General features: G+C 59.8%; 15 protein-coding genes and 1 pseudogene. 4 read left to right on the top strand and 12 right to left on the bottom strand.

Going from position 1 to position 22482, the window contains the following annotated elements:
• Window positions 1-165 precede the first annotated feature (165 nt).
• From hutU to hutC, 3 genes are all read right to left on the bottom strand, one after another.
• Window positions 166-1869 carry a urocanate hydratase gene (hutU, locus tag AC1DHT_RS17410; RefSeq protein WP_054595185.1) on the bottom strand — a complete coding sequence of 568 codons (1704 nt, stop codon included), beginning with the start codon at window positions 1867-1869 and terminating at the stop codon, window positions 166-168.
• A gap of 454 nt (window positions 1870-2323) precedes the next feature.
• Window positions 2324-2896, bottom strand: coding sequence for a HutD/Ves family protein (locus AC1DHT_RS17405; RefSeq protein ID WP_427537640.1), 573 nt, complete (start codon window positions 2894-2896; stop codon window positions 2324-2326).
• Between the two features lie 24 nt (window positions 2897-2920).
• Window positions 2921-3589 (bottom strand): histidine utilization repressor, encoded by a 669-nt coding sequence (gene hutC, locus AC1DHT_RS17400; protein WP_232252242.1) that lies wholly within the window; start codon window positions 3587-3589, stop codon window positions 2921-2923.
• Window positions 3590-3776: 187 nt separating this feature from the next.
• On the opposite strand from hutC, the gene AC1DHT_RS17395 reads away from it, so the two are divergent.
• Window positions 3777-5141: a formimidoylglutamate deiminase gene (locus AC1DHT_RS17395; protein WP_427537637.1), complete on the top strand. Its 1365-nt coding sequence runs from the start codon at window positions 3777-3779 to the stop codon at window positions 5139-5141.
• Between the two features lie 118 nt (window positions 5142-5259).
• Here the strand turns inward: AC1DHT_RS17395 and AC1DHT_RS17390 are convergent, their stop codons facing one another.
• Together AC1DHT_RS17390 and AC1DHT_RS17385 are read right to left on the bottom strand one after the other, a co-directional pair.
• Window positions 5260-5829: a lipocalin family protein gene (locus tag AC1DHT_RS17390; RefSeq protein WP_427537634.1), complete on the bottom strand. Its 570-nt coding sequence runs from the start codon at window positions 5827-5829 to the stop codon at window positions 5260-5262.
• Window positions 5830-5859: 30 nt separating this feature from the next.
• On the bottom strand, window positions 5860-6114 hold the full coding sequence (locus AC1DHT_RS17385; protein ID WP_054595181.1) for a hypothetical protein: 255 nt from the start codon (window positions 6112-6114) through the stop codon (window positions 5860-5862).
• Window positions 6115-6394: 280 nt separating this feature from the next.
• On the opposite strand from AC1DHT_RS17385, the pseudogene AC1DHT_RS17380 reads away from it, so the two are divergent.
• Window positions 6395-7429, top strand: a pseudogene (locus AC1DHT_RS17380) (HAMP domain-containing protein); the annotation flags it as partial.
• 93 nt (window positions 7430-7522) lie between these two features.
• Window positions 7523-8287: a methyl-accepting chemotaxis protein gene (locus AC1DHT_RS17375; protein ID WP_427529398.1), complete on the top strand. Its 765-nt coding sequence runs from the start codon at window positions 7523-7525 to the stop codon at window positions 8285-8287.
• A gap of 106 nt (window positions 8288-8393) precedes the next feature.
• Here the strand turns inward: AC1DHT_RS17375 and AC1DHT_RS17370 are convergent, their stop codons facing one another.
• From AC1DHT_RS17370 to AC1DHT_RS17350, 5 genes are all read right to left on the bottom strand, one after another.
• On the bottom strand, window positions 8394-8996 hold the full coding sequence (locus AC1DHT_RS17370; protein WP_427537631.1) for a DUF924 family protein: 603 nt from the start codon (window positions 8994-8996) through the stop codon (window positions 8394-8396).
• A gap of 3 nt (window positions 8997-8999) precedes the next feature.
• Window positions 9000-10010 carry a class 1 fructose-bisphosphatase gene (locus AC1DHT_RS17365; protein WP_477761414.1) on the bottom strand — a complete coding sequence of 337 codons (1011 nt, stop codon included), beginning with the start codon at window positions 10008-10010 and terminating at the stop codon, window positions 9000-9002.
• Window positions 10011-10281: 271 nt separating this feature from the next.
• Window positions 10282-11646 (bottom strand): DUF3999 domain-containing protein, encoded by a 1365-nt coding sequence (locus AC1DHT_RS17360; protein WP_427537625.1) that lies wholly within the window; start codon window positions 11644-11646, stop codon window positions 10282-10284.
• Entirely contained in the window at window positions 11643-15236 is a 3594-nt protein-coding gene (locus AC1DHT_RS17355) for a DUF2339 domain-containing protein (RefSeq protein ID WP_427537622.1), read from the bottom strand. The genes AC1DHT_RS17360 and AC1DHT_RS17355 overlap by 4 nt, the downstream gene beginning before the upstream one ends.
• 297 nt (window positions 15237-15533) lie before the next feature.
• Entirely contained in the window at window positions 15534-17984 is a 2451-nt protein-coding gene (locus AC1DHT_RS17350) for a glycogen/starch/alpha-glucan phosphorylase (protein WP_427537619.1), read from the bottom strand.
• Between the two features lie 252 nt (window positions 17985-18236).
• Here AC1DHT_RS17350 and AC1DHT_RS17345 point away from each other — a divergent pair, with 252 nt between their 5' ends.
• Window positions 18237-18674: a YkgJ family cysteine cluster protein gene (locus AC1DHT_RS17345; RefSeq protein ID WP_019691319.1), complete on the top strand. Its 438-nt coding sequence runs from the start codon at window positions 18237-18239 to the stop codon at window positions 18672-18674.
• Window positions 18675-18883: 209 nt separating this feature from the next.
• Here AC1DHT_RS17345 and typA read toward each other — a convergent pair whose 3' ends face one another.
• Window positions 18884-20704 carry a translational GTPase TypA gene (gene typA, locus AC1DHT_RS17340; protein WP_429539518.1) on the bottom strand — a complete coding sequence of 607 codons (1821 nt, stop codon included), beginning with the start codon at window positions 20702-20704 and terminating at the stop codon, window positions 18884-18886.
• A gap of 139 nt (window positions 20705-20843) precedes the next feature.
• A complete protein-coding gene (thiI, locus tag AC1DHT_RS17335) occupies window positions 20844-22298 on the bottom strand; it encodes a tRNA uracil 4-sulfurtransferase ThiI (RefSeq protein WP_427544724.1) in 1455 nt (484 codons plus the stop codon).
• Window positions 22299-22482 lie beyond the last annotated feature (184 nt).

The raw sequence follows: 22482 nt of genomic DNA, 5'->3' as shown, positions 1-22482 counted from the left end.
CCTCTGTGGATTGTTATGGGTATACCAGGTGTTGGTGTGTTGGCTTTTGTGGGAGCGAGCCTGCTCGCGATAGCGGTTTGTCAGTCAACAAAGATGTTGAATGTGCTGGCCTCATCGCGAGCAGGCTCGCTCCCACCAAAAGCTCCTGCGCCTACAGGTATTGCGTTATTTACCGGTGATCATCGGCAGGTTCAGGCCCTGCTCCTTGGCACAGTCGATAGCGATCTGGTAACCGGCATCGGCGTGACGCATAACACCGGTGGCCGGGTCGTTGTGCAGAACGCGAGCGATACGCTCGGCCGCTTCGTCAGTACCGTCGCAAACAATCACCATGCCCGAGTGTTGGGAGAAGCCCATGCCGACGCCGCCGCCGTGGTGCAGGGAAACCCAGGTCGCGCCGCTCGCGGTGTTCAGCAGAGCGTTGAGCAGTGGCCAGTCGGACACGGCGTCGGAGCCATCCTGCATGGATTCGGTTTCGCGGTTAGGGCTCGCCACCGAACCGGAGTCCAGGTGGTCGCGGCCGATCACGATCGGTGCCGACAGCTCGCCACTGCGGACCATTTCGTTGAACGCCAGGCCCAGCTTGGCGCGCAGACCCAGACCCACCCAGCAGATACGCGCCGGCAGACCCTGGAAGCTGATGCGCTCGCGCGCCATGTCCAGCCAGTTGTGCAGGTGGGCGTCGTCCGGGATCAGCTCCTTGACCTTGGCGTCGGTTTTGTAGATGTCTTCAGCGTTACCCGAGAGTGCAGCCCAACGGAACGGACCGATACCACGACAGAACAGCGGACGGATGTAGGCCGGCACGAAGCCCGGGAAGTCGAATGCGTTCTCGACGCCTTCTTCTTGCGCCATCTGACGGATGTTGTTGCCGTAGTCGAACGTCGGGATGCCTTGCTTCTGGAAGTCGAGCATCGCTTTGACGTGCACGGCCATCGATTGCTTGGCGGCTTTGATCACAGCAGCCGGCTCGGTCTTGGCGCGAGCGCGGTACTCTTCCCAGGTCCAACCGGCTGGCAGGTAACCGTTGAGCGGATCGTGGGCGCTGGTCTGGTCGGTGACCATGTCCGGACGCACGCCGCGACGGACCAATTCCGGCAGGATTTCTGCCGCGTTACCCAGCAGGGCGATGGAAATCGCTTTGCCTTCTTTGGTGTATTTGGCGATGCGCGCCAGCGCGTCGTCGAGGTCTTTGGCCTGCTCGTCGACATAACGGCTTTTCAGACGGAAATCGATGCTCACTTGTTGGCATTCGATGTTCAGCGAGCACGCGCCGGCCAGGGTAGCGGCCAGTGGTTGAGCACCACCCATGCCGCCCAGACCTGCAGTCAGGACCCAGCGACCGGTGAGGTTGTCGTTGTAGTGCTGGCGACCGGCTTCAACGAAAGTTTCGTAGGTGCCCTGAACGATGCCCTGGCTGCCGATATAGATCCAGCTGCCGGCAGTCATCTGGCCGTACATGGCCAGGCCTTTGGCGTCGAGTTCGTTGAAGTGCTCCCAGCTCGCCCAGTGTGGTACCAGGTTGGAGTTGGCGATCAGTACGCGTGGGGCGTTGCTGTGAGTCTTGAAGACGCCGACCGGCTTGCCGGATTGCACCAGCAGGGTCTCGTCGTCATTCAGGTTGGTCAGGCTCTCGACGATCTTGTCGTAGCATTCCCAGTTACGCGCCGCGCGACCGATACCGCCGTAAACCACCAGTTCTTTAGGGTTCTCGGCAACTTCCGGGTCGAGGTTGTTCATCAACATGCGCAGCGGCGCTTCGGTCAGCCAGCTTTTGGCGGTCAGCTTGTTGCCACGCGGGGCACGGATTTCAACGTCCCGGTGCTTAGTAAAAGTGACGGGGGTCGGTTTCTGGGTATTGTCAGTCACGAAAAAAACTCCTCAGCAATCAATCCAAACCAGCCCAGGCAGTGGGCGAGCAAGCCAATGTGCAGATGGTGCACACCGGCGAATCAGTGGACGATGGTCGAGTCTTCGTGACTCATACACATACGTCTTTACTTGTACATACAAGCATATGCAATCAAGCGGCCAACTTTCTGGATGGCGCTTCAACAAAGTGCTGAATCTGGCTGAAAAGCCCTTGGGACAAGGGTTTGGCGGGGATCGATATTTTTTTGGAAGGATTTTTTCGAGAAGTGACAATTGTTACCTGAGCGCGGTTTTGCGCCACGCTGGGGCGTTCGGTAACAGATTGGTGCGCACAGGGAAACGGATTTCGGGGGACGGAAAGCAAAAGATCGCAGCCTGCGGCAGCTCCTACGGAACAGGTTATCCCTGAGTAGGAGCTGCCGCAGGCTGCGATCTTTTCAAGACAGTTGAATCAGAGCGCTGTCAGCTCAATCACGCAGCACTGACCGCTGACGGAAACATCCAGCAGCCCGGTGTTACCGTTCAGTTGCAGACAATCATGACGACCCAGTGCCTGGGCCGCACCACCATTGATTCGCACTTCAAGCGCATCAGTCACGCTGAATACCAGCAACGTTCCGGCAGAACTGAAAAACCGTTGCTCGCCCGCCAGCCACTGCAACCGCGCCTGGTAACGATTCGGCGCATAAATCAGGTTGAAGTCGCGAATCGCACCGCCAAGCAGGGTGCAGGAAACATGGCTTTCGCCACTGAACGCAAACGGGTCCAGCGGTAACAGGGACCGCGTGTTCTGGCCGTCGACCGTCAAGGTCATGCCTTCGCCCTGCAGCACGGTGATGACCCGCTCGTAGCCTGCAAAGGTCGAGAACCCGCCCGACTCACCGATATCGGCAATCGACAGGCGCCAGCCAAAGCCATCCAGGCCGGTGCCTGCATCGCGGGTGATTTCTTCGGTGCTGCCGCCGCCGTTTTTCCAGGGCATGCGCGGATAATTCGCCGCGCGCAAAACGTTCAACTGGCTCATTCATGCCTCTTATTATTTGTGGCTCTATTTGTGAAACCGCCCTTCCAGACGATGGCGGGAACCGGGGTGGATCAGACGAGCGGCCGTCACGGGCTGGCGCCCGGACCAGGTCCGACGGCGGATCAGCAGGCACGGCTCGCCTTTTTCGATCTGCAGCAATTTGCATTCGGAGGGCTCGGCAAGAATCGCTTCGACCACGTGCTCGCCTTCGGTCAAAGGTGCGACCTGATTCAGATAGGCGTAAGGCGTTTGCAGGGTGAAGTCTTGCTTGAGGTATTCCGGCGCGACCAGGGCGTTGACGAAACGGTCCTCGATTTGCACGGGAATATCGTTCTCGAAATGCACAATCAGCGAGTGGAAGACCTTTTGGCCTTCACGCATGTCCAGTGCCAGGGCGCGCTCGGAACCGGCGGCCTCTTCTTCCAGAGTAATCACCTTGCACGTGTGGCGATGGCCACGGGAGGCGATTTCGTCGGCAATGTTATGCACTTCGAACAACGCGGACTGGCTCTTGGGTTCGGCGACAAAGGTGCCGACGCCTTGCATGCGCACCAACAGACCGTCAGCCGTCATCTCGCGCAAGGCGCGATTGATGGTCATGCGGCTGAAACCCAACTGACTGACCAGCTCGCTTTCCGACGGCACGCGGTAATGCGGCGGCCAGTTTCCACTGTCGATTTGCTGGGTGATCATCTGTTTGACGCGAGCGTACAAGGGCGCCGGACTGTCGCCCAGATTGGCACTCAGCGGTGAAACTACAGGCGGAGTCGGCACAGGAAATCCTTGTTCGTTGATGAAAGTCACTAGCTTGCCGGAGTTTACCGAGCAGGCAAACGTCTGTATATGTATATACAAATAACACACGATGGGGTACTGAACCATGTCCGCCTTCTTTGCCGAACGCGCGCTTTTGCCTAGTGGATGGGCCAACAATGTACGTCTTGAGGTCAGTGCCGATGGCCTGCTGACCCACATCCAGGCCGATGCCAGCGCTGAAGGCGCCGAACGGCTGAGCGGTCCGCTGCTGCCGGGCATGCCGAATCTGCACTCCCACGCCTTCCAGCGGGCGATGGCCGGACTGGCCGAAGTGGCGGGTAATCCGAACGACAGTTTCTGGACCTGGCGCGATTTGATGTATCGCCTCGTCGGAAAAATCAGTCCGGAACAACTCGGGATCATCGCCCGTCAGCTCTACATCGAAATGCTCAAGGCCGGTTACACCTCGGTCGCCGAATTCCATTACGTGCACCACGACCAAAACGGCCATCCCTACGCGGACCCGGCCGAACTGTCGTTGCAAATCAGCCAGGCGGCCAGCGCCTCCGGCATCGGCCTGACCTTGCTGCCCGTACTCTACAGCCACTCTGGTTTCGGTGGCCTGGCACCCAATGAAGGTCAGCGACGCTTCATCAACAGCACTGAAAACTACCTGAAGCTACAAGCCCGCTTGCAGCCACTGCTGGCACGGCAACCGGCGCAACAACTGGGCCTGTGCTTCCACTCGCTGCGTGCGGTCACCCCGCAGCAAATCAGCGAAGTGCTGGCAGCCAGCGACAAACACTGCCCGGTGCATATCCACATCGCCGAGCAGCAAAAGGAAGTCGACGACTGCCTGACCTGGAGCGGTCGCCGTCCGCTGCAATGGCTGTATGAAAATACCGACGTCGATCAGCGCTGGTGCCTGGTCCACGCGACCCACGCCAACCCGGAAGAAGTCAGCCTGATGGCCAAGAGTCGCGCCATCGCCGGTTTGTGCCTGACCACCGAGGCCAACCTGGGTGATGGAATATTCCCGGCCGTGGACTTCCTCGCCCAAGGCGGGCGCATGGGCATTGGCTCGGACAGCCATGTGTCGCTGAGCGTGGTGGAAGAACTGCGCTGGCTGGAATATGGCCAGCGCCTGCGCGATCAGCGACGTAACCGCTTGTATGGCGCCGATCAGCCAATGGTCGGGCGTACCCTGTACGACGCCGCACTCGACGGTGGCGCACAGGCGCTGGGCCAGCCGATTGGCGCATTGGAAGTCGGCAAACGCGCCGACTGGCTGGTGCTCGACGGCAACGACCCTTACCTGGCAACCGCCAGTGGCGACGGGATTCTGAACCGTTGGTTGTTTGCCGGTGGCGACCGCCAGGTGCGTGACGTGCTGGTGAACGGCAAGTGGGTAGTACGCGACGGGCATCATGCTGGCGAAGAAGACAGTAACCGCGCGTTCACCCAAGTGCTGCGCGACCTGTTGGGCTGACACATAAAACTGTGGGAGCGAGCCTGCTCGCGATGACGGCAACACATTCAGCAATTGTGTTTACTGATCGATCGCTATCGCGAGCAGGCTCGCTCCCACATGGGTTGTGCGGTGGCTGTTACTTCGAGGTCTGGGCCATCTTGGTATCCGACACCCGCCAGATCAGGCGTGTGGTGTCGTACCCCTGCTGACGCGCTCTGCTCAGCAGTTCCTCGCGGGTATCGGCGTTGACTTCCGGCTTGCGTGACAGCAACCACAGGTTGCGTCGATTGGGGCTACCGACAATCGCGGTCTGGTAATCGTCGCTGACATACAGCACCCAGTAATTGCCCTTGCTCATGCCTGGCAACAACCGGGTAAACCAGTTATCGAAGTTCACCCACAGCTTGTCGTTCTTGCCGGGAATCTGCGGCGTTGCCGTGCCCTTGGCCTCTTCCCATTTCCACTCGGGGGTCAGGCAACGGTTCAACACTTCCATGTCGCCGTCGTTCTTGAGGGTGTAATGGGCTTCGGATTGCGCGCAGTTACGCTGGAAGTACATCGGCATGCGAGCCAACTCGTACCATTTACCCTGGTAACGCTTGAGGTTGACGCTATTGACCGTTTTCGGCGCCAGCGAATCATCGCCAGAAGTGGCGCAGCCGGCCAACAACAGACCGGCCAAAAGAACTATTACTAACCGCATCATTATTTTTCTCCCGTGGGCGTTTGCCCCGGTTTACTTCAGGCCTTGCCCGGAAAACATCAGCACTTTGTCACCGGCGTACTGCACGCTGATAAAGCTGTTCTTGTCGCCCCAGGTACAGCTGGACATGCCCAACGCGCCTGAACAATCGGCAGGTTTACCCAACAACGCTTCGACCTCGGCCTTGGGCATGCCCGTCGACAGTTTCGAATAGTTTTCCTGGTTGATCTTGCTGCACGCAGCCAACAGCACGCAAAAAGACAACAAGGCGATAGATCGCAGCGACATGGTGTAACTCCTGGTAAAAAGGGAAGGCATGGCTGCCAACCAGAAGCTTAGAAGAGAAAACCCCCTTCTGGTTCCCACCCGTACCGGGTATTTCTTGAAGGGTAAAATCGACATTTCGCACCAAAATCAGGCATTTTTTTGCGCTGATCGGTATTTCGTCGGTTTTCGTCAAACCCGCCTAATCTTTGGCGCTCCCCTGTCGACATAGAAGCAGCGCCAAGCCTGCCCTGAGGCAATTTGACGCTCCTCGTTGATCAGTCCTCCCGCGGTAGCGCCTTTAATGACCAGAAACATGAAGTTCAGCCACAAGATCCTGCTCGCTGCTGCCCTTGTGGTGGCGGTAGCGTTCGCCTGTTTCATTCTGTTCAACGACTACCGTCAGCGCCAAACCCTGCGCAACAGCACCGAGTCCTCGATGCAGGAACTCGGCAGCCTGACCACCAGCAACATCCAGACCTGGCTGGAAAGCCGCATCCAGTTGCTGCAATCGCTGGCCCAGCAAGTGGCCGTCGACGGCCCGGCGCTGGACAGCCTGAAACGCGCGGTCGGCCTGCCGGCCTACAGCAGCAACTTTCAGTTGAGCTATTTCGGCGGTGCCGATGGCGTGATGTTCTCGGTGCCGGCCGGCAATCGCGCGGCAGACTACGACCCACGCGCCCGCGGCTGGTACAAAGCCGCCAACAGTGCACAGCAAACCATCGTTACCGAACCGTACATCGCCGCCTCTTCGGGCAAGCTGGTGATCACCGTCGCTACCCCGGTGCAACATCAAAACCAGATGATCGGCGTCGCCGGTGCAGACATCGACCTGAGCAGCGTCAGCGCGATCATCAACTCGCTGAACTTCGGCGGCCACGGCCACGCATTCATCGTCAGCAGCGACGGCAAGATCCTGATTCACCCGGACAGCAAACTGGTGCTCAAAAGCCTCACCGAGGCCTACCCGGCCGGCGCGCCGAAGGTCAGCCCCGGCATGAAGGAAGTCGAGGTAGACGGCAAGACCCAGTTCATCTCGTTCACCCACGTCAACGGCGTACCGTCGGCCGATTGGTACGTGGCACTGGTGCTCGATCAAGACACTGCATACTCGATGCTCAGCGAATTCCGCACCTCGGCGATCATCGCCATGGTGATTGCCGTGGTCATCATCATCGCGCTGCTCGGCATGCTGATCCGCGTCCTGATGCAGCCGTTGCTGACCATGGGTCGCGCCATGCATGACATCGCCGAAGGCGAAGGCGACCTGACCAAACGCCTGACCATTCATGGCCAGGACGAATTCGGGGCGCTAGGCACTTCGTTCAACCGCTTCGTCGAGCGTATTCACACCTCGATCCGCGAAGTGTCGTCGGCCACCGGCCAAGTCAACGAAGTCGCCCTGCGAGTGGTCAGCGCCTCCAACTCGTCGATGTTCAATTCCGACCAGCAAGCCTCGCGCACCAGCAGCGTGGCCGCGGCGATCAACCAGCTTGGCGCCGCCGCCCAGGAAATCGCCCAGAACGCCGCCCTCGCCTCGCAACATTCCAGCGACGCCCGCAGCCTGGCTGAAGAAGGCCAGCAAGTGGTGGATAAAACCATCGCGGCGATGCAGCAGCTGTCGGCCAAAATCAGCGACTCGTGCGGCAACATTGAAACGCTGAACAGCAACACGGTGAACATCGGGCAGATTCTCGAAGTCATCACCAGCATCTCGCAGCAGACCAACCTGCTGGCCCTCAACGCCGCGATCGAAGCCGCTCGCGCGGGTGAGGCCGGACGTGGATTCGCAGTCGTTGCCGACGAAGTACGCAACCTCGCGCACCGCACCCAGGACTCGGCGCAGCAAGTGCAGAAGATGATTGAAGAGCTGCAAGTCGGCGCCCGTGAGGCGGTCGCCATCATGACCGACAGTCAGCGCCAGAGCGAAAGCAGCGTCGGCATCGCCAACCAGGCCGGTGAACGCCTGGGCAGCGTGACCCAGCGCATCGGCGAAATCGACGGCATGAACCAGTCGGTGGCCACCGCCACCGAGGAACAAACCGCCGTGGTCGAATCGATCAACGTCGACATTACCGAGATCAACACGCTGAACCAGGAAGGTGTGGAAAACCTGCAATCGACCTTGCGCGCCTGTGCTGATCTTGAGCAGCAAGCGGCGCGATTGAAGCAGTTGGTGGGGAGCTTCAGGATCTGATGCGCCCTTGAAGGCCCCATCGCGAGCAGGCTCGCTCCCACAAGGACGGCGAAATCCCTGTGGGAGCGAGCCTGCTCGCGATGGCGGTATCAGCAACAACGAATAGCTAGAACCGAGACCCAGGCCCTGCAAGAAACTCCAACTCTTCAGCCGTAGACTCCCTTCCCAACACCGCATTGCGATGAGGAAAGCGTCCAAACCTTGCGATGATCTTCTGATGCCGTTCGGCGTAATCGAGGTTATCGGCAAACACCGCGCGATCCGCCTCGGGTTGCTCAGCCAGCAAGTCGGCAAAACGTGAGACGGCTTCGTTTTGCACCGCCAGGTGTTCGCAATGCTCGAACACCAGGTAGATGAACACCCGCTGGATAGGCAGCAGTTGCCGATCGAAATCCGCGGCAATGCCTTGCGCCACCAGAGCCTGGGCTCTCAGGTCGCCTGCAAAGGATTTGGGGGTTTCGCGAAAGATCATTCGCGGTAACTGATCGAGTAACAACACCAGGGCCAGCCAACCTTCGGGACATTGCGTCCACTCGGTCAATCCGCCGACCAGTGCCTGTTCCACCAGATCCCCGAAACGCGTGCGCGCTTCGAGGTCCTGGCTGTCACGCTTACCGAACCATAACGTGCGCTTCTGTGCCGCCACTTCGTTCGGATCGTCGGCTGAACCGAACCACCATTCGAGCAACGGCTGCCAGGGCGCAGTCATGGTTTATTCCTTGTGGTAAGCCGTGGCGCGTTCGACTTCTTCTTTCGAGCCCAGGAACACCGCTACACGCTGGTGCAGGCCTTCAGGCTTGATGTCGAGAATGCGCTGGTGACCGTCAGTGGACGCGCCGCCGGCCTGTTCAACCAGGAACGACATCGGGTTGGCTTCGTACATCAAACGCAGTTTGCCCGGCTTGGAGGGCTCGCGGCTGTCACGTGGGTACATGAACAGGCCACCACGGTTCAGGATGCGGTGCACGTCGGCCACCATCGCGGCGACCCAGCGCATGTTGTAGTTCTTTTTCAGCGGGCCTTCTTCGCCAGCCAGCAATTCGCCGACGTAGCGCTGTACCGGCGCTTCCCAGTGACGCTGGTTGGACATGTTGATCGCGAATTCCTGAGTGGAGGTCGGGATCTTGATGTCTTCGTGAGTCAGCACGAAGCTGCCCATTTCACGGTCCAGGGTAAAGCCTTTCACGCCATCACMCAGGGTCAGCACCAGCATGGTTTGCGGACCGTAGATGGCATAACCGGCGGCGACCTGTTGGGTGCCTGGCTGCAGGAACGCCTTTTCATTCAAGGGTTCGTTCTGGCTCAGGTATTCGTTCGGGCAACGCAGCACCGAGAAGATCGTACCGACCGGCGCGTTGATATCGATGTTCGACGAACCGTCCAGTGGGTCGAATACCAGCAGGTACGCGCCTTTCGGGTATTTGCCCGGGATCTGGTAGGCATTGTCCATTTCTTCGGACGCCATGCCGGCCAGGTGACCGCCCCATTCGTTGGCTTCGAGCAGGATCTCGTTGGAGATCACGTCGAGTTTCTTCTGGACTTCGCCTTGCACGTTCTCAGTGCCCATGCTGCCCAGAACGCCGCCCAGGGCGCCTTTGGAAACGGCGTGGCTGATTTCCTTGCAAGCACGCGCCACTACTTCGATCAGAAAGCGCAGATCGGCAGGAGTGTTGTTGCTACGGGTCTGCTCAATCAAATAGCGACTCAAGGTAACGCGGGACATGGAAGGCTCCGGAGGAATAGGGGCTAAAAACCCGCGCAGTTTAACGCGAGTCGGTGCGCAATTCCTCTTATCAGACGAGATTCACTGAATAGAGTTCATGCGCGGGGTTGAGCGTAGTCGGAATCGGGAGGGTTGTGGCGTGAGGAGTAGCGGCAAATTGCGGTTTTTTGCCGGCACACAGGCCGCTATCGCGAGCAGGCTCGCTCCCACAAGGACGGCGAAAACCCTGTGGGAGCGAGCCTGCTCGCGATGGGGTGCGAAGCACCCACTTTCAGGATTTGACGGGTGGCTTGCGCAGCAAACTGAACGCCATCCCCGCCAACCCCGCTACCCCTAGCAAGAGCACCGCCCACAGGCCGATCTTCTTCCAGTTTGCGCCCGGGACAATCGGCGCCACTGGCGTAGCCGGCGAAGTCATCACCGCCGCACCATCGACCTTGGCCTGGCCCAACGTCGCCAGACGCTTGGGACTGTAATCGGGAATCAGCGTCGACAGCGGCAAGCTCGCCGTTTTAACCGTCGCACTCCCCAGCGCCAGTGTGTACGGCCCCGCCCCGCGAGCGAGGAACACCACCCGGGTCGAGCGCACGGCATAGCGCACTGTCGGAGCCTGTGCGCCCAGGCCGCCGCCGCGCTCATCGACGGTCAGTTTCAACTGCTGCACCACATGGCCAGGCAGCTGCAACTGGTTCTGCACCACGTCCTGACCATTTTGCGTCAGCCGATAGAGCAAACCGCTGCTCAAGGGCTGCCACGGCAAGCTGCTTTCGCGACGCCCCGACAGGGTCACCGGCGCCAGGCTGTTGGCCTGGCTCAACTCAATCTGCAAGCGCTCCACGCTCAAGCCCATCGGCAATTGCCAGGTGTATTCGCCGGCCCTGGTGCTGCTGCCGGCCAACGGCTCGGACCAGACCAACGGCTGCGGCAGGTAGCTGGAACTGGCACTTTGCAGTTGCGCCGAGGTCAGCGCGGGCGCCGCCTGCGGGGTTTTCCACAGCAAGCGCAGATAACGCGCGCTCTGCCCCGGCAAATCGACTTCATGCTGTTCGACCCGTTCGTCGGCAAACGACAGCCGCGCCACCTGGCCTTCGCCCCACGGTTGCCAATGCTGCAGATCGTCACTGGCCTCAATGCTGAAACGCTGGAAGCCGTCACGTTCGCTGCTCCAGTCGAGGATCAACTGCTGCAACGGCGCCTTGATCGCACTGGCGTCCAGCAACCAGCCGCGCAGTACTTCTTCACCAGCCTTGAGCTGACTCGATGGCTGGACTTCCACCAGCGTGCCGCTGGCATTCGACTGCACGCGCACGCTCGGCACCGCCTCGCCGGCAGAGGCCGAGTCGTAAATCGGGAACCACTTGACGTCATTCACCACCAGACTTTCGCGGCTCTGCGCCTGTTCCCGCGCCAGCGAATAGGCCTGCACTTCACCGGCTGCGTTGAACACGCGCACGTCGCTGAGATCGGTCTGGCGCGCATTCAATTGCACCGCCAGCGGCAATTCGAGGCGATACCACGGCCCTTCGCCGCTCACGCTCAACGGCACCTGCGTGGTGAAGTCTGCCGGTGCTTCCTGAGCCGTGGCCGACAACGCCACACAGAGTCCAACAGTGCCCAGCGACCACTTCCGATTCAAGACGACACTCCTTCAGATTCATTGGCCGGATTTTCAGGCCCTGGCGTTGGTTCGGCACGTTTGGGCGGCAGCGGCGCGAAATAGCCCACTACCAGCAGCAACACGCCCACGCCGATAAACGACACGATCCGCGCCAACCCGCCGCGGTTACTCAATTCGACAAAGACCAGTTTGGCGACCACCAGCGCAATCAACGCCGCGCCGACCAGCCAGACTTCCCGACGATGGCGCAAATGCCCGCCGATCATCAGGCTCAGGGCAATCAGGGTCCAGACGATAGACAAGCCCGCCTGCACCAGCATCGACTCCAGCAACGCATCCAGCTCATACGGCACGCCACCCCAATGGTGAGCGCTACGCATCACCAGCGCGGTGAAGAAGGCGAACAGTGAAACCCCGGCCACCACTTGCGTGGCGTGCTCGGCGTAATCGACACGAATCGCCAATGAACTGACCGCACTGCGCGACCAGGCATAAACGCCGAACAAGGCAAACAGCAGGCCGATTTCCAACGGGTTGAGCAACGGCAGATAAGGCAACGGTTCGGCGGTGCCGTCGCTGGCAATGTTCGCCAGCCAGAACCAGCCGAGCATCAACAGCGCCAGGGGCAGTGCGGCGTACACGCGGTACTCACGGGCATACGCCGACACCGGCCACGGCCAGGCGCGCGGTGCGGCCATCAGCACCAGATACAGGCTCGGCAAGATCGCCCAACCCAGCCAGCGCCAGGCGTTGTATTGCTCGGACAACACCAGCAGGCCGTAACGCAACTCCAACGCCAACACGCCGATCAACAGCCAGCAACCCACCACGTGAGCCGCGCTCGATACTCGCGCGGGAAGCATCGGCGCCAAGCGCCGCAACGAGATGAAATGCACTCCGAACACCGCCGCCCACGCCAGCCAGCCAATATTCGCCGCCGGGTGATAACGCGAATGCCAGGCTGCGACCAATACCAGCGCCGCCGCTGGAGTCAGCAACGTGCAGAGCACGCCCAGTGCCGGCCATTGCAGTCGCCGGGACAACAACGTCCACACTGCGACGCTCAGCGCTGCGAGGCCCAGCAACAGCGTGGCTTGCAGGTTCAGCGGTGCAAAACGCAGCACTTCGCTGATCAGCGCCAGCGCCCACCAGGCGGCGCCCCACACCAGCAACAACTCGGACAAGCGCCGCAAACTCAAGGCATCGAACGCGCTGGCATGATTGCCAAGCTGCAAGCGCCAGGCGCCAACCATCGCCGCCAGCCCGAGCACCATCGGCGTCCAGAAACCGCTGTGGCCCAGTGGCCGCAGACCTTCGCTGGCGAGCGGCCCGAGCAGTTCGGGACCGGCGATGAGGAATGCCGCGCCGCCAATCACCTGCAACAACAAGCCAAAGACAAAACTTATCCGCTGCTGCAAGTACAGGCTCAGCCAGATGATCAACAGACCGCTGGCGGCCCACACCGCGCTCGCCGTTTGCCACGGCAACACAAACAGCACCGCCAGATTGATCAGCACCAACCCGGCCAGTAACACCACCGACAGCCCACGCAGCAACCGTGCGTCACTGCGCACCATGTCGTCGCGGGCGGCGAACAGCATTCCGCCGATCAACGCCAGGCCAATCAACGATGCAGTGAGCAAACCGCTCAAGCCGGCGCTGAACACCGCCGTTGCTTCACCGCTGGCGCCTTGCAGCCGCAGCAGGAACAACACACCGCCCAGCAGTTGCACCCCAAACGCCGTAAACAGGAAGGTCCGCGATTGCAGGCGCAAGCCCACGAACAACGTCACCAAACCGGCCAGCGCCCAACTGATCGCAGTACCGTGGGTGAAGAAGAACAACGGCGCCAACAGATAAAGGAACGTCAGTCCTGCACAGGCCAACACCGGCAAGCCCTTGCGTTCCCAGGCCGAGGTTTGCTCAGGGGAAGCGTTGCGCAAGTGATAGAAACTGAACAGCAACGCCACGCCGAGCATCAGCGCACCAAGCGGTGAGCCATCGAGCAGGCTGCTGTCGCCCACGCTAAGTTTGCTGAGGAACGCCAGCGCCGAACCCAGTTGCAGCAGCAAGGCAAAGGCCCGCGCCAACGGCCGATGCTGACGCAGGCCCAGCCAGAAAATCCCCGCACCCTCCACTGCCCAGGCGGCCGCCGTCCAACGCGCATCCAGACCCAGCGGAATCGCCAGGCTGGCGAAAATCACCCCCAGCGCCAGGCAGGTTTCTGCCAGCAGCAGGGCTCGACCGCCGCTGAGAAAACGCGCCAGGCCCATGTACACGATGCCCAGCGCCAGCGCGCTGAACGCGGCAGCGAACTCATAATGATGAATCAGCGCGAACTGCATGCCAAAGCCCACCAGTGGCGGACCGAAGAGCATCGTGCCGTCGACGTAGTCACCCTTGCGGGCCGACCAGCGCAGCAGCGCTTCACGGCTGTCATCCTCCGGCGCGTCTGTCATCTCGAGCAGTTTGCGGCGAGCGAACAACAAGCCAATCGCCAGGTACATCAGGAAGAACAGAATCAGGAACGGCTCGGTGCTCCACAGCAGTTCCGGCGTATAGGAACGCACGCCCCAGGCGAAACCGATGCCGAAGGTGCCGGCAAAGCCGATCAGGTTCAGCGGCCGCCAGGCCTTGAACCAGGCGATTGCGAGGATGCCGGTGTTGAGCAAGGCGAAGTAGCTGAACAGCGCGACATGGTTGCCGGCGCCGGTGGAGGTCAGGATCGGCGCGGCAAACCCGCCCAACGCCGCCGCGCAGGCCAGCGCGAGCGAGTCCTGGGTGATCGCCAGAATCGCCGAGAAGATCGTCACCGCCACCAGCAAGCCCAACGCCGCCGACGGGTCGAGCAACGGGTGCAAGCGCATGGCGGCGAACACCGTCAGGTACAGCACGGCAATGCCGGTGCCCTGCAGGATCAACGCGTAGTTGGTGTTGCGCGGTCGCAGCCACCAACCGAGCCCGAGCAACGCCAACGCGGCCGCAGCGACCCCGGCGTAACGCAACTCAATCGGCACCACCATGCCTTCGGTGGCATAGCGCAGCAAAAACGCCAAACCGAAGAACAGCAGCACCACGCCGACCCGCAGTACGGTGTTGCCACCGAACAGCCAATTGCGTGCGGCGGTAATACCGCGCTCGATCAGATTCGGACCACGGGGTTCGGCCGGTTGTGGTGGTTCGCTGGGTTGCGGGGCCCAGAGATCGGCAGGCTCAGGGGTGATGCTCGCGTGTACCGGTTCGAATTCGGGCGGCAATTCCCAGACCAGTTCCTGCGCGGCAGACAACGGCGCCGGGCCAGGCTCGGGCGCTTGGTCGAAGACGATATCAGGAGAAATTGTCGGCTCGCTGGCCGTTGTCGACTCAGGGACCGCAACTGACTGGACGCCACGGGTTTCGAGTAACGCCAGCCGTTGCTCGACCGCGCCGAGGGCGACCTGCGCCTGCTCCAGTTGGTGACGCTGTTCGTCCGCTTGTGAATTCAGGCGCCTGAGCACAATCGCCTGCCCCGCACCCAGGCCGATCAACGCGCCAATCAGCGCATCGCTGAATGACTCATCGAGCACCCAGCCCAGCACCATCCCTATCAGCATGAACATCCATTGCATGGTCGATATCCCTAAGCGGCCCATTGCCGGGCGAGTCCGGGCCCAACAGCGTCTGGTTCAGTCTAGTGTGAAACAGCACAAACCTTGTGGGAGCGAGCCTGCTCGCGATAGCGACCTTCCATTCACCATCAATGTGAATGTAATGGCCCCATCGCGAGCAGGCTCGCTCCCACCTTGGATTGCCTGTGCGTCCAAATCTGACTGAGCCCTTTGACACTGCGGCCCTGCAAAACTGCTGCCTAGTATATCGATCCGCCCCCACAACCGCTGGGCCTTGCTCGCAAATATTGCTAAAAGTTACTCCAGCGCCTTCCAGATATCCGTGGCGTACTCGCGAATGGTTCGGTCGGACGAGAACCAGCCCATGCGCGCACTGTTAAGCACCGCCGAGCGCCACCATTCCTTCGAGTCGTGCCAGCGCTCTTCAACCCGCACCTGGGCATTCCAGTAGGAATCGAAGTCGGCGCAGACCAGGAAGCGGTCATATTCGATCAACGAATCGATCAACCCGGTGTAACGCGACGGCTCATCCGGTGAGAACACACCGCCGCGAATCGCTTGCAGCACATCTCCCAGTCGATGGGAGGCGGCGATGTCCGGTGCGGCATAGAACTCGTGATTCTGCTTGCGCGCCTCAACCTGCTGGGCCGTCAGACCGAAGATGAACATGTGCTCGACGCCAATGCGCTCGCTCATTTCCACGTTGGCACCGTCCAGGGTGCCGATGGTCAGCGCGCCATTGAGGCCGAACTTCATGTTGCTGGTACCGGAAGCCTCAAAGCCAGCCGTGGATATCTGCTCCGACAGGTCGGCCGCCGGAATGATGCTCTCCGCCAGGCTGACGTTGTAGTTGGGCAAGAACACCACTTTCAGCAAACCGCGCACTGTCGGGTCGTTGTTGACCACCCGGGCGATGTCGTTGGTCAGTTTGATGATCAGCTTGGCCTGGTGATAACTCGCGGCAGCTTTGCCGGCAAAGATCTTCACCCGCGGCACCCAATCGACTTCCGGCTCGGCGCGGATCGCCTGATACAGCGCCACGGTGTGCATCAGGTTGAGCAACTGGCGCTTGTACTCGTGAATCCGTTTGACCTGCACGTCGAACATTGCCGCCGGATTGACCGCAATCCCCAGCCGTTCATGAATCAGATAGGCCAAGGCCTTTTTACTGTGCAGGCGCTGCTCGGCGAACTTGTTGCGGAACGCTGCTTTCTCGGCAAACGGCTCCAGGCCGATCAGTTTCCGCTCCGGGTTATCCAGCAGATCCGGGCCCAGTGCATCGACCATCATCGAGGTCAGCTCCGGGTTGGCCTGATAGAGCCAGCGGCGGAACGTAATGCCGTTGGTCTTGTTGTTGATTCGCTCCGGATACAGCTTGTGCAGCTCGGAAAACACCGTGCTACGCATCAGTTGAGTGTGCAGGGCGGACACGCCGTTGACACTGTGGGAACCCAGAAACGCCAGGTTACCCATGCGCACCCGGCGACCGTTGTCTTCCTCGATCAGCGACACCGCGCGCAATACGTCAAAGTCATGAATGCCATTGGCCCGCAGCGAGTCGATGTGCTGGGCGTTGATCAAATAGATGATCTGCATGTGCCGTGGCAGCATCCGCTCCATCAAACCGACTGGCCAGGTTTCCAGCGCTTCCGGCAACAGCGTGTGGTTGGTGTAGGAAAGCGTATCGACCGTGATCTGCCAGGCCGCGTCCCACGCCACGTCATACACATCGACCAGTTGCCGCATCAATTCGGCCACGGCGATCGAGGGGTGCGTGTCATTGAGCTGGATCGCCGCGTGATCGCCCAGGGTCAGTACCGAGGTGTGCATATTGCGGTGACGGCGCAGCAGGTCCTGCAAGGACGCGGCGACGAAGAAGTACTCCTGACGCAGCCGCAACTCCTGACCGGCCTCGGTGCTGTCAGCGGGATAGAGCACGCGGGAGATGCTTTCCGCACGGGCCACTTCGGCCACCGCCCCCAAGTGGTCGCCGGCGTTGAAGCGCTCCAGGTGCAAGTCCTCCATGGCTCGTGCACGCCAGAGACGCAAGGTGTTGACGCTAGCGCCGCGCCAACCGACGACTGGCGTGTCGTAAGCAATTGCGCGAACGGTTTCCGCCGGCGACCAGACCTGTTTGGAGTTGCCGCTCTCATCGGTCACGGTTTCAACGCCGCCACCAAAGCCGATCGGGTAAGCCACTTCTGGCCGTTCAAATTCCCAGGGGTTGCCGAAATCCAGCCAGTTTTCGGTTTGCTCCTGCTGCCAGCCATCGACAACCGCCTGGCGGAACAAGCCGTGTTCATAACGAATACCGTAGCCATGGCCGGCTATGCCGAGCGTCGACATGCTTTCCATGAAGCACGCCGCCAGTCGACCGAGGCCACCGTTGCCGAGCGCAGCATCCGGCTCCAGCAGGCGTATGCGTTCAAGGTCAACGCCCAACTCGGTCAGTGCTTCGCGGGCCACATCGAGCAGGCCAAGGTTGCTCAGGCTGTCGTAGAGCAGGCGGCCTATGAGGAATTCCAGCGAGAGGTAGTAAACGCGCTTCTGGCCTTTGCGGTAGATCTGCCGCGTGTGGTCCATCCAGTGCTCGACCATGTGATCGCGCGCCGCCAGGGCAATGGCTTCGAACCAGTCATGGTCAAAGGCGTGATCCGGATCCTTGCCCACTGCATAGGTAAGTTTGGTCAATACGGCGTCGCGAAATGCGGCCACTTCAGCTTCGCGAACTAGTGGTTCTTGAGTCATCGATAGGACCTCGGACGAGCATGAAATAGACGAGCCTAGTCGGTCTGACATGAGATAAGTGCACTCGTTCGGCGCTTTTTGCAATCGCCTGAATCGAGCCTATCCCCTTGCCGATACACGTTGAAAAGATGCAGATGCCATGCCGATCCCTCGAAAAATTCAGTGTAGCCATAAAAAAACCGGCAAATGGTCGTTCAAAAAATCACCAGTCCCGGTATGATCGCGCGCCCTGATGCACGCTGGTAATTCCACATGATGAAGCCGAACCTGATCGCCGCCGCGGAGATCGACCGTCTCGATACCTGGGCCAAGTACTCTGCCCCGATGTGCGGCTCATGCGTGTCCAGCTGCTGCACGCTGCCGGTCGAGGTCAAGATCAAAGACCTGATCCGCATCGGTATCGTCGACGAATTCGAACTGGGCGATCCACCCAAGAACATCGCCAAGCGTTTGCAGAAAGAAGGCATCGTCGAGCGCTACAACCAGAAGTCCGAGATCTTCACGCTCCAGCGCATGAGCAACAACGATTGCCTGTATCTGGATCGTAAGAGCCGTTTGTGCACTATTTATGAAAAGCGCCCGGATACTTGCCGCAACCACCCGAAAATCGGCCCACGGCCCGGGTATTGCGCGTACAAGCCGAAAGAAGTCGTGCGCGAGAGCAATCCGCGAACCCTCGATAAGTTCTGATCCGTATCTTCGCTGCCTGACAGGGCCCCATCGCGAGCAGGCTCGCTCCCACAAGGTTCGGTGCTGAACACATATTATGTGAACACCACAGCCCACTGTGGGAGCGAGCCTGCTCGCGATGAGGCCGGGACAAACACCGCACAAACCCCAGACAAAAAAAACGCCCCCGGCCTTTCGACCGGGGGCGTTTTCATTCAGCCTGAGTTAACTCAGTTCTTGGCTTTCTTGGCAGCGCGGGTACGCTCGCCTTCGTCCAGGATTTTCTTACGCAGGCGGATCGACTTCGGAGTCACTTCGCACAATTCATCGTCCTGGATGAATTCCAGAGCCTGTTCCAGGGTGAAGCGAACAGGTGGAACCAGGGCGATGGTTTCGTCTTTACCCGAAGCACGCATGTTGTCGAGCTTCTTGCCTTTGGTTGGGTTGACGCCCATGTCGTTGTCACGGCTGTTCAGACCAACGATCTGACCGTTGTAGATCTCTTGACCGTGTTCAACGAACAGCTTGCCACGCGCCTGCAGGGTTTCCAGGGAGTAGGTCAGCGCCTTGCCGGTTTCTACCGATACCAGAACACCGTTCTGACGGCCGGACATGTCGCCGGACTTCATGGTGTCGTAGCGATCGAAGATCGAGGTCAGGATGCCAGCACCGTTGGTCAGGGTCAGGAACTGGTTACGGAAACCGATCAGACCGCGAGCAGGGATGTTGTATTCCAGACGAACACGGCCTTTGCCATCCGGCACCATGTTGGTCAGGTCGCCTTTACGCAGGCCCATCTCTTCCATGACCTTGCCCTGGGATTCTTCAGGGGTGTCGATGGTGACGTTTTCGAACGGTTCCTGCTTCACGCCGTCAACCTGACGGATGATCACTTCAGGACGACCAACGCCCATTTCGAAGCCTTCGCGACGCATGGTTTCGATCAGTACCGAGAGGTGCAGCTCACCACGGCCGGAAACCTTGAACTTGTCAGCCGAGTCGCCTTCTTCAACGCGCAGTGCAACGTTGTACAGCAGCTCTTTGTCCAGACGTTCCTTGATGTTACGGGAAGTCACGAACTTGCCTTCTTTACCGCAGAAAGGCGAGTCGTTGACCTGAAAGGTCATGGATACGGTTGGCTCGTCGACGGTCAGCGGCTTCATCGCTTCGACCGCGTCCGGGTGGCACAGGGTGTCGGAGATGAACAGCGAGTCCATGCCGCTGATGCACACGATGTCGCCTGCTGCAGCTTCTTCAACGTCGATACGGTGCAGACCGTGGTGACCCATCAGCTTCAGGATACGACCGTTACGCTTCTTGCCGTCGGCACTGATAGCCACGACCGGAGTGTTCGGCTTGACGCGACCACGAGCGATACGGCCAACACCGATAACACCCAGGAAGCTGTTGTAGTCCAGTGCGGAGATCTGCATCTGGAACGGACCGTCACGGTCGACTTTCGGCGCAGGTACGTTGTCGACGATCGACTGGTACAGCGGGGTCATGTCTTCAGCCATGTCAGTGTGGTCCAGACCGGCAATACCGTTCAGGGCCGAGGCGTAGACGACTTTGAAGTCCAGCTGTTCTTCGGTGGCACCCAGGTTGTCGAACAGGTCGAAGATCTGGTCCAGAACCCAGTCCGGACGCGCGCCTGGACGGTCAACCTTGTTGATGCACACGATCGGACGCAGGCCGGCTTCGAAGGCCTTCTTGGTCACGAAACGGGTTTGCGGCATAGGGCCGTCTTGAGCGTCAACCAGCAGCAGAACGGAGTCAACCATCGACATTACGCGTTCAACTTCGCCGCCGAAGTCGGCGTGGCCCGGGGTGTCCACGATGTTGATGTGGTAGCCGTTCCAGTTGATGGCGGTGTTTTTCGCCAGAATGGTAATACCGCGCTCTTTCTCCTGGTCGTTGGAGTCCATCACGCGCTCGTCGTTGAGCTCGTTGCGCTCCAGGGTGCCGGATTGACGCAAGAGCTTGTCTACCAGGGTGGTCTTACCATGGTCAACGTGAGCAATGATGGCGATGTTGCGTAGATTTTCGATCACTTGTGTATCTCGATCAGAGGATTCGGTGTGCTGACAAGTCTTGGCAGCGATTTACAGTAGAGTCAGGCCTTGCCGTTACAGCTTGACGGCGGCGTCGGGGGGCCGGTGACGCAGGCCACAGGCAAACAGCCCCGGGCTCTTAGCTCGGTCGATAAACGCGCACATTGGCATGTCCCTCACTGAGCAAATGGTGGGCATGCAGGCGACTCATCACGCCTTTGTCGCAATACAGCAGGTACTGGCGAGTAGGGTCCAGTTCCTTGAAACGAGCGTTCAGAGCATAAAACGGCATCGCTTGTACCTCGATGCCAGCAAGCTCCAGCGGGTCGTCTTCGGCGGCATCGGGGTGACGGATGTCGATGACGATCTGACCGGCTAGCGCTTCGCTGACTTCTTCAATCTGCAAGTCCTGGCCCAATTCATCGATTACGCGATCGATCGGCACCAGCTTGGCGTTCTCGAGCGCACGCTCGAGCACTGCCATATCGAATTCTTTCTCTTCATGCTCCACGCGCGGACGCTTGGCGTGGGTCTTGGGGTTCACCGAAATGACCCCGCAATACTCCGGCATGTGCTTGGCGAAATCGGCGGTGCCGATTTCGTTGGCCAGGTCGATGATGTCCTGCTTGTGACTGGCGATCAGCGGACGCAACACCAGCTTGTCGGTCACGCAGTCGATCACGGACAGGTTCGGCAGCGTCTGGCTGGAAACCTGGGAAATCGCTTCACCGGTGACCAGCGCCTCGATGTCCAGTCGATCAGCGATCCGGGACGCAGCGCGCAACATCATACGCTTCAATACTACGCCCATATGACTGTTATCGACTTTGCCGAGAATTTCTCCCAGCACTTCCTCGAACGGCACACTGACAAATAACACGCGCTGGGAGCTGCCGTACTTCTTCCAGATGAAATGCGCGACTTCCATTACGCCCAATTCGTGGGCACGTCCGCCGAGATTGAAGAAGCAGAAGTGGGCCATCAGCCCGCGACGCATAATCTGGTAAGCCGCGACGGTGGAATCGAAACCGCCGGACATCAGCACCAGGGTTTGTTCCAACGCGCCGAGCGGGTAGCCGCCGATGCTGTTGTGCTGGCTGTGAATCACAAACAACCGTTTGTCGCGAATTTCGATGCGAACTTCGATTTCAGGCTGTTTAAGCGAAATCCCGGCGGCGCCGCACTGACGACGCAGTTGGCTGCCGACGTATTTCTCGACGTCCATCGAGCTGAATTCGTGCTTGCCGGCACGCTTGCAGCGCACCGAAAAGATCTTCCCGGCCAGCGAATCACCATAGTGCTGCTTGCACTTGGCGACGATGTCGTCGAAGTCGCCCAGCGGGTACTCGTCGACCTGCAGGAAATGCGCGATGCCCGGCATGCAGCTCAGGCGCTCGGTCATGTCCTTCAAGGCCTTGGGGTCACTGACGTGCGTTTCCAGCTCGAGGTTGTCCCACACGCCGTTCACCACCACAGCCGGGTCCAGGTCGCGGAGCACAGCACGGATGTTCTTGGCCAATTGACGGATGAAACGCGTCCGTACCGGGCGGCTCTTGATGGTGATCTCGGGGAAGACTTTTACGATTAGTTTCATGAAAACAGCGCGCGCAGGGCCAGCCGAAAAAGGGGGGCGCGGATTATAGCGGAAATTGCTCAAGGTTTAACCAGTTAATGTGCATAAGGTTTTTGATGCACCAAAACAGGTCATTTGCGAAATTGAACGCTACATTAAGGGGCGAAATTTCCTGTTTTAAAGCGCGTTACACCTTTATAAGCGT

Source organism: Pseudomonas sp. 05N432, assembly GCF_056396945.1.
The sequence above is the reverse complement of the archived record's forward strand: the minus strand, read 5'-3'. Positions and strand labels throughout refer to the sequence as shown.